The 8,407-nt window shown below is 42.0% G+C and carries 7 protein-coding genes; 3 read left to right on the top strand and 4 right to left on the bottom strand.

The window, feature by feature from the left end; genetic code table 11:
* Positions 1-120: 120 nt before the first annotated feature.
* The 3 genes from KTE19_RS11930 to pepV form a co-directional block, all read right to left on the bottom strand.
* The gene (locus KTE19_RS11930) at positions 121-927 is read right to left on the bottom strand and encodes a DUF3658 domain-containing protein (protein ID WP_217165207.1); all 807 of its coding nucleotides are present in this window, start codon (positions 925-927) and stop codon (positions 121-123) included.
* 426 nt (positions 928-1,353) lie between these two features.
* Positions 1,354-1,824, bottom strand: coding sequence for a universal stress protein (locus KTE19_RS11925; RefSeq protein ID WP_217342365.1), 471 nt, complete (start codon positions 1,822-1,824; stop codon positions 1,354-1,356).
* A gap of 13 nt (positions 1,825-1,837) precedes the next feature.
* Positions 1,838-3,241, bottom strand: a complete 1,404-nt coding sequence (gene pepV, locus KTE19_RS11920; RefSeq protein WP_217165209.1) for a dipeptidase PepV — start codon at positions 3,239-3,241, stop codon at positions 1,838-1,840.
* A gap of 121 nt (positions 3,242-3,362) precedes the next feature.
* Here pepV and KTE19_RS11915 point away from each other — a divergent pair, with 121 nt between their 5' ends.
* On the top strand, positions 3,363-4,208 hold the full coding sequence (locus KTE19_RS11915; RefSeq protein ID WP_217165210.1) for an NAD(P)H-hydrate dehydratase: 846 nt from the start codon (positions 3,363-3,365) through the stop codon (positions 4,206-4,208).
* Positions 4,209-4,357: 149 nt separating this feature from the next.
* On the opposite strand, the gene KTE19_RS11910 is transcribed toward KTE19_RS11915, so the two are convergent.
* A complete protein-coding gene (locus KTE19_RS11910) occupies positions 4,358-5,962 on the bottom strand; it encodes a putative polysaccharide biosynthesis protein (RefSeq protein ID WP_217342364.1) in 1,605 nt (534 codons plus the stop codon).
* Positions 5,963-6,214: 252 nt separating this feature from the next.
* Here KTE19_RS11910 and KTE19_RS11905 point away from each other — a divergent pair, with 252 nt between their 5' ends.
* Positions 6,215-7,240 carry an acyltransferase family protein gene (locus tag KTE19_RS11905; RefSeq protein WP_217165212.1) on the top strand — a complete coding sequence of 342 codons (1,026 nt, stop codon included), beginning with the start codon at positions 6,215-6,217 and terminating at the stop codon, positions 7,238-7,240.
* Positions 7,240-8,193 carry an alpha/beta hydrolase gene (locus KTE19_RS11900; protein WP_217165213.1) on the top strand — a complete coding sequence of 318 codons (954 nt, stop codon included), beginning with the start codon at positions 7,240-7,242 and terminating at the stop codon, positions 8,191-8,193. Before KTE19_RS11905 ends, KTE19_RS11900 begins: the two co-directional genes overlap by 1 nt.
* Positions 8,194-8,407 lie beyond the last annotated feature (214 nt).

The following is an 8,407-nucleotide window of genomic DNA, read 5'->3' as shown; positions in this document are numbered from 1 at the left end:
TTTTGTTTCTTTTGAAATCTTAGTCATAAAAAATACCTCCAAAGCTAAAGTTTTTACTTTAACTTTGGGGGTATAGGTCATATCATAGTTTTTTTTCGTTCCACTCTTTTTGATTGATGATCATATCATTTTCTGATTTAGCTTCACGCTACCTGGGTCCAAGTGATTGATCTGTGGATCGGTCTTTTGATAATCTAAGACCCCTTTGGAAACGAGATAATCAACGCGATGACGATACCACCAGTCAGGGGCACCAACCGGAAAACGCCCAAGGGTTTCACCAATCACTCGAATCACATTTCTAAAGCATTTAGGACTCACCTGACCGAGCAAAAACTGATCATAGAAGGTAATTGGCTGACTGACAAGTTGCCCATTAATATTGACTCGAACGGGCGTGTTATCCGCTCGTAAATCACGCCAGACATAACTGGAAACTTTTTGCCGATTTCGGGTTAATGGCCGCTCATACTGAGTCAGTTGAAGCTGTTCAAGATCTTCGTCAAGAAGTTCTCCCAAACTCGAAAGGGTTACCAGAACTTCTCCCTTCACGAATGAAAGCGGCACATGAATTTCGGATAACTGTGCATTTTTATTTAGTAATGCCTCACAAAGCCAGAAAAAGCCACAGGCATCATCACTCAAATCACTCCACCAAATGCGAATTGTGAGGCCTTGGTTAACCACCTCAAACAGGCGATCCAACGCCGCCACTAATCGGCGAATTCTCTCAGAAGTGGTTGAAAATCGCGTATGCGTGCTTTGAATTTTAAACAGCGTGCGCCGATTTTCAATAAAATTCCCTTCGGTGATATCTCCCAAATTAAGATAGACCGGCAAGGTGATGATCTCGTTATCGATATCGTGTTGTTGATAAAAATGTTTAAGTGAATTTGAGAAACTTTCGTTAAATAAAACATCGATCATATGTATTTCCCCATCAATCAAGATTACTAAAACTATACCCAAGAAGTATAAACTTATCTCTCACCATCATGCAATACCAAACCATTATTATTTTGAATATGACTCATTCAACTCACAATAACGAGAAGTTGAGGCATCATCTGATTTCAACTCTTTGACGAAGAAGGAGGCCAAGACATATATTAATTTTCAATCGATGATCATTCACTTAGATCGCCCTAGTCACTTGGATAAAAGCTGCGCCAAACTGCTGATCCCGGTCATTTAACGAAGAGAACCAATTATTCCAAAATCTGGAATAATTGGTTCTCTTCGTTAAATTCTGGGATCAAAACGCCTATTGCCCCAGTCTGTTTTCATTAACACTGGAATTAAAAGGTTGCCTACTATTCCAGTCTCTTCCTAACAAGAAAAATAAGTTTCAATTTATTTGGGGTCTCGATGAACGACAAACACATCACATGGTGCTTGAGCAATCACAAATGCCGCCGTCGAGCCCATTGTCACTCGGCCAACAAAATTGGCTCCGGTAGCACCAATGACAATTGCGTCGATCTTTTCATTTTCAACGATGTCACGAGCAAGGACGGTTTTAGGGTCCCCAGACGTCACAACCGTTTTTACATCGATTCCGTGTTCTTTAGCGCGACCAGCATATTTGGCCACCAATCGCGTATAACGTTCTTTTAGTTCATCAACCGCGCCAGGATTAATACTTCCAAAGCCAAGCAAGGCGGATTTAGACACGCCAATAATGTCGCGATCGTTAATGACCGCTGCAATTGTCAGCTTAGCACCGTTATGTTCTGCGATCGTGATGGCTTTATTAACCGCCTTGGCAGCCGTCTTTGAACCATCGACACCAACCAGAATATTTGTATAGTTAAATTCGAGCATGTCGCCACCTCGTTTATTTGGCAGTTAATTCGTAAATAGACTGACCATAAATCGCCATTGCCTTTAGTAGATCATTAATTGGCTGAAATTCATTTGCCTGATGCATTGTGTCCTGAGTGCCTGGGAATAATGCGCCAAACGCAACGCCACGCTTCATGAGCCGGGCATACGTGCCGCCGCCGACGACTTCAGGCTTGGCATCATGATCACCAGATTGTTCTTCATACACATTCATCAGTGTCTTAACAATTGGATCATCAGGATCAACATAATGAGGCACCATATTATCAGTTTCTGAAACTTGACCATGATGTTTTCCAGCGGCAGCCTCAAGCTGAGTCAAAATCTCTTTATCAGATGTTCCCTTAGGATACCTAAAATTCGTATTGATCGAGCCACCATCATGAGCATTGAATCTCATGATGCCGACATTCATCGTTACATCACCCATCACATCATCAACATGATTGGCGCCAATCTTGGTTGCTCGGGAATCATCATGTAAGTCACTGGCGAGAAAATCAATAAAGTGCTTAGCATCGCCTTCAAACGCAAATTGTTGGAGAAATTTCGCTAAATAAGTGCCCGCATTAATCCCATTCTTAGGCTCCATTGCGTGAGCGGCCTTGCCAATTAAATGAATCGCAATTCCCTCGTCGGTTGCCTTAACGTCTCCAGACAAGGGGTTGGTATCCAAGAATTTAGTGAAGGCATCAACCATCCCCTCATTATCACCCGTTTCAACGAGCGCAGTCGCATTTCCAGGAACCATGTTTGGCCGTAAGCCAGAAGTAAAGTCTTTTAAGGTGATTTCTTCACCATTTGCGTTTCCAAACGTCGTCACGTAAGTTGAATTACCTTTTTCGCCGTTAATTAATGGAAATTCCGCATCGGGTGAAAAACCAAATGTCGGCTCAGGCTCCACTTCAAAATAGTGTTTCATCCCAGTCCAATGACTCTCTTCATCGGTGCCGACAATCAAACGGATTTTCATCTTCGGGGTAATTCCGTTATCTTTCAACATTTTAAGCCCATAATATGCTGCCAAAGCGGGACCTTTATCATCAGAAGTTCCCCGACCATAAACGTTCCCGTCTTTTTCGGTCATTTCAAATGGATTGGTTTGCCAACCATCACCTGCAGGCATCACGTCAGCATGGGCCTGCATGGCCATTGTTTGGTCACCAGAGCCATATTCAATATAGCCAACGATATTATCAATATTTTTCGTCACGAACCCATCGCGTTCACCAAATGAAAGAAACTTCAGCATCGCCTTAGTTGGTCCTTCACCCAGTGGATACTCGTCGGTTGCGTGCTCATCATCTCGAACACTTTCAATGCCGATTAATTCTTTCAAATCATTTAAATAATCAGTCCGATAATCTTGTGATTGTTGTTTCCAGTCGATTGTCATTAATTTCTCACTCCTGTCATAACTGTATTTTATCACAGAAAGGCTTGGCCGTTACCATTGTTCAATAAGTCCAATGGTATACTGGAGATAGTTAAACTAAACAACTGGGAGAATGATTGTCATGGAAAAAATAACAAAAACAATTTTACCGAAAGTTATCAGAAAACGGCCTGCCAACAGTTTCAAGGGCACCTATGGAAAAATAGTCCTGATTGGCGGCAGTCAAAACTTTGGCGGCGCAATCATCATGGCCTCACTAGCCGCCGTTTATAGCGGAGCTGGGTTAGTGACCACCGTTACCAATCCCACCAACCAATCAAGTCTCCACGACTGGTTGCCAGAAGCGATGTTTGTCGATGATAACGATTTCGAAAAAGCAAAACCGATCATTTCCGCAGCAAACGTCGTTGTAATTGGGCCAGGACTTGGGACAAGTGATCAAGCACTAACCCTTCTGAAAAAAACTTTTGCGTTAGCCAAAACCGGCCAGGTATTTGTCATTGATGGCTCGGCCCTGACATTAATTGCCAGTAACAAGTTGTCGCTGCCAAAGGAACCACTAAATGTGTTGACTCCCCACCAAATGGAATGGCAACGGGTCTCTGGCATTAAAATTACCGACCAAACAGCTACTGCGAACCTGGCTGCCGCCAAAAAACTTAAGGCAATTGTGGTTGTTAAATCCCACCGCACGCAAGTTTGCGTAAGTGATCAAGTTTACGAAAACACAGAGGGGACCCCTGCTCAGGCAACTGGTGGCATGGGAGATACATTAGCTGGGCTCATTGGCGGCTTTACTGCTCAGTTTGAAAATAAAGCCCAAGCCGTTTTGGCGGCGGTGTATACTCACAGTGCGATTGCTGATGAACTGGCAAGAAAACAATACGTTGTCTTACCGCATCAAATCAGCGAAGCACTACCAGAATTTATGTTTAAAAATCAAGAGTGCGGAACAATAAACGGTTAGTTCCCTGATATGACCGGAAGCTGCTTATTGACCTACTATTTGTCATGGTCATATTCTGAACATTGAGAAGGTCGGAACAAAAATCAATCATTTTGCTCCGACCATTTTGTATTCCGAATATCATCTGGTTGCTTGTATCCCACTTTATGTCACTGAATTCTCAATAATTTTCTTAACTTTTCGGTTCGTGCTCCCAAGATCATATCTGCAACTCGGCTTTTAAGGGCTAAATAGATGTAGATATAACCACCAACGGCAACAGCTAGTATCGTAACGATCAGACTCGGGATTCGTTCAAATGGGTCCGCGACGAATTTAAGTAAAAAGTTAGCTGCACACACCGTCAGAAGGGATGCGGCATACATAAATAATGAATATTTTGCGATTTTTCGAAATCCAATATCGAGCATTCGCCGGTTGAACCCAAATTGTCGATTCAATGAGCGAATGATTAACCAGTCGGCGACGCCTAACCCAAGTCCAGTTGAAACAAGTGGGCCAAATGAGCCTAAATAACATATACATGGCCACTGGAAGATGAGCTTCACAATTGTGCCGACGACGAAAAATTTAACTGCCCGCTTATTTTGTGATAATCCTTGCATCACCGCAGAAGTCACAACAAACAATCCCATTGGAATGGAAATAATCGATGAGAAGGTCAATAGATTTGCGCCAAGTGCTTGTTGGGCTTGACCGTAAAATAATCGGTTAAGCGGTCCAGAAATGGCACACATCCCTAATGCAGCGGGAATCATCACGAATAGGAAGAGGGTTAACACATTTGAGTTCTGCCTGGAAATTTCCTGCCGATCCCCATTGGTTAGCGCAATTGACAGCAAAGGAACCGCCGTAATCGCCAACGCAGATGACAAAGAGATTGTGATCATAATCAGCTTGTTGGCATTAACCGCAAATAATGCATATAAATCTGAAAGCATGTTATTGGAATAATTGGTTGCCAGCTTCATCACTTTGAAAAAGGTGAACTGATCGATTAACATAAAAATCGTAATGCCGGCGCCTAAGATAATGAATGGAATTGCCTGAACAATAATTTCTCGATACAGTGCTTTAGGTTCTATCCGCAATTGATTGTTACTATGAGCAACCAAGGAACGAAAATCTTCTCGGCGGCTTAGATAATACCAAGCTAAGGTGAGCACGCCAGCGACAGCCCCCACAAACGCTGCAAATGTGGACTGTGAGACGGCCTTCACCCAATCGCCGTGAAAGACCTGCATGATCAGGAAAGCCGTTACCAGCATATAGATTACCCGAACCAACTGCTCAACGAATTGAGAAATTGCTGAGGGTGCCATCTGTTGATAACCCTGAAAATACCCCCTAGTTAAACTCATCGTTAGAATAATCAAAATTGCCCAAGCCAACGAATGCAAAACAGGAATCACATTTGGGTTGCCACCATCAATTAATGGGGCACCAAAATAAAGAACAGCGGCTGAAATAACTCCGGTCGAAACGGCCAACACCAGTCCACGTTTGTATAAACGGACCCCGACGCCATATTCATTTAAAGCATTGTAATGGGCAACTTGCTTGGCAATCGCAGACGGAATCCCCGCGATGGCAACAATTAGAAAGAAACTATAAATATTATAGCCAAGTCCATAAAGTGCATTTCCGCGTAAAAAATAATTCCCGAACCAAATGCTCCAAGGAATAATGTACACTGCCCCCAAGAAACGGCTCAAAATGCTTCCAGCCGTCATCCAAGCGGATCCGGACAGCATTTATCTTTGGAAATATCCGGGCGGTTTCGATCTTGATTACCCAATTTTTGTTCCTACTTTCATCAGCTTTAAATCTACTCGTTACAGTTTAGCCAAAATGCCTTGCAATAGCAATATCGAGAGGATATATTAAATATTACTTAAGCATCAAGAGAATTGCTGGTTGGAATTGAAAAAATGTTGTCACAAGGGACTAAAATGCACTAAAATATTTTTATGGTGTTTTTTTGAAATTTACGAGGTGAAATTGTTGTGAGTAAAAAAAGAATCGAATGGATTGACGTGGCTAAGGCTGTCGGAATTGTTGCCGTCGTCTTCGGTCACGCTATGACGAGGCATGGCACCATGTTTCATTTCTTATATTGGTGGCACATGCCGATCTTCTTCATTATGGGAGGCTTTTTCTTAAAACCAATTGTGAATAATGATTGGATTGGCTTTTTCAAAAAACGCATTTTCCCACTGTTAATCTCCTACTTCATTTGTGGGGGCCTGCTAATCATGGTTTCCCACTTCGTCCGGGGTGAAAGTTGGTCCTATACCCTCTTTTATTTTGTCCGGTTAGCGTACGGTGGTAGAACCCTTAATCATTATCTGAGTGTTTTCTGGTACATTAATGTCTACCTGTTGGCACTCCTGTTTACGTCGATTGTCATTACATACGTCAAGAATCGGGAAGCTCAAATTATCGTGGCGTTCATTTCTTTGATTGTTTCCACGAGTTACAAGCATATTTATTTCTTAAGTTATAAATATCTGCCATGGGATTTTGATGTTGCTTTTATCGCAATGTTCTTCATGCTATTTGGCTATTTATACTTCCACAAGATTCAAGAATTCGTTAAGGATTTATGGGTGATCATCCCCGCAACAATCTTCACCTTTTGGGCATTTTGGATGCAGCACATGGACCGCTTCAATTTTGCGTTCTTCTTAAAATCCAAAATTATTCATGCATCCTATCATCACATTGCCATTTCACGAATTTCTTATATTACATTCATTCCAATCATTGTTTGCTTGGTCGTATTCAGTGCCAGCTACTATTTCTGTAAGTTCTTCCCACAGTTTGTGATCAAACCCATTCAATTAGTCGGGCAACAGACTTTGGGGATCATGTATTTGCACAAAGCGGTCATTGATATTGTTGATGAAGCTGGTTACCAAAGTGCAATTTTAGAAACAATTTTAGCGCTGATAATTTCGTTTGCGTTGTCTCTTTTCTATGCATTTATCAAAATAAAGGTAAAAAATTCCTTACACAAGGCGGTTAGTTAATGTTTTATGATCGGCGTTCCAAAAAATTACGAATACTGTACTTTGTAATTGGCGGTATCATCATTTTAGGATTTAGCCTGTCAATCTGGCACACTCAAGAAAATCAGCGTGCCTTGACGAAAAGATTCGTTAATTCCAACACCCCAACCCTCTTCGTTCATGGCTGGAGTGGAACGCTGAGATCCGAAAAAGAAATTGTCACCTCCACTGAAATAAGCGGTGCCGCAACCAGGCGAATGATTATCAGGGTGCGTTCCAATGGCAGAATTTCTGTTATTGGAACAATCAAGCCATGGATGAGAAACCCAATTATTATGGTTCGTATGGATAACAACCGGGCTGGTGAAGTTCAGTACGCGCACTGGCTGAAAAAAGTAACCAAGCTATTAAAGAAAAAATATCATGTCAATCAGCTAAACTTTGTTGGCCACTCAATGGGCGCGTACGCAGTTATCTACTATAATTTGTTGAATGGTAACCAAAAAGACCTCCCGCGCGTCAACAAGATTTGTGTCATTGCTGGGCCCTATGATGGAATTATGAATAATCATAAGTCTAATCAGCCGACAAGTGGTCCATTAATGCAACTATGGGACGATATGCCCAACCAAAATAAAATCCTGCCAACCGGGAAGCCCAAGATCATTCATCCAGAATATCGCATGTTATACCGCCTGCGAAAGAATTTTCCGCATCAGACAAGAGTTCTCAATATCTATGGTAACTTGGGGAATGGTTCTAATTCGGATGGCGTCGTCACAAATGCCTCCGCGCTTTCTCTTGGATACATTTTAAGAGACCACGTCAGTTTCTACCAAACATTTCAAGCATTTGGCGCAAAGGCCCAACATAGCGAGTTGCACAATAACAACCTCGCAGTTAACAAAATCCTGACTGAATTCTTATGGGCAAAGAATTATAAAGACGGGTCTGCGAGTGAATTGGATCAGTAAAACATCGTATAAACCACCGAAATATCAGAAAAGTTATAGAACACAAAAAACACAGAAATCGTTGCATCCCTGCTTGGAATGTTATCGGTTCTGTGTTTTGGTTCTACAATATCTGTTGTTGGTAATAGATTTTAGGGTCAAAGTCAAATCGTATTGATGGCGACTTATGAGCATCACCGAAAGGTGATGCTTTTTTGTTATTAGGCATGAATTA

The organism is Lentilactobacillus dabitei, from assembly GCF_019061365.1.
In the GTDB taxonomy this organism is placed as follows: domain Bacteria; phylum Bacillota; class Bacilli; order Lactobacillales; family Lactobacillaceae; genus Lentilactobacillus; species Lentilactobacillus dabitei.
This window is presented reverse-complemented; position numbering and strand designations above follow the sequence as displayed.

What these genes read in the sequence shown, in the direction of transcription:
- KTE19_RS11915 (WP_217165210.1), top strand. Translation starts at nt 3,363, where the DNA reads ATGGAAAAAATAACAAAAACAATTTTACCGAAAGTTATCAGAAAACGG.
- pepV (WP_217165209.1), bottom strand. Translation starts at nt 3,241, where the DNA reads ATGACAATCGACTGGAAACAACAATCACAAGATTATCGGACTGATTAT.
- KTE19_RS11925 (WP_217342365.1), bottom strand. Translation starts at nt 1,824, where the DNA reads ATGCTCGAATTTAACTATACAAATATTCTGGTTGGTGTCGATGGTTCA.
- KTE19_RS11910 (WP_217342364.1), bottom strand. Translation starts at nt 5,962, where the DNA reads ATGCTGTCCGGATCCGCTTGGATGACGGCTGGAAGCATTTTGAGCCGT.
- KTE19_RS11900 (WP_217165213.1), top strand. Translation starts at nt 7,240, where the DNA reads ATGTTTTATGATCGGCGTTCCAAAAAATTACGAATACTGTACTTTGTA.
- KTE19_RS11930 (WP_217165207.1), bottom strand. Translation starts at nt 927, where the DNA reads ATGATCGATGTTTTATTTAACGAAAGTTTCTCAAATTCACTTAAACAT.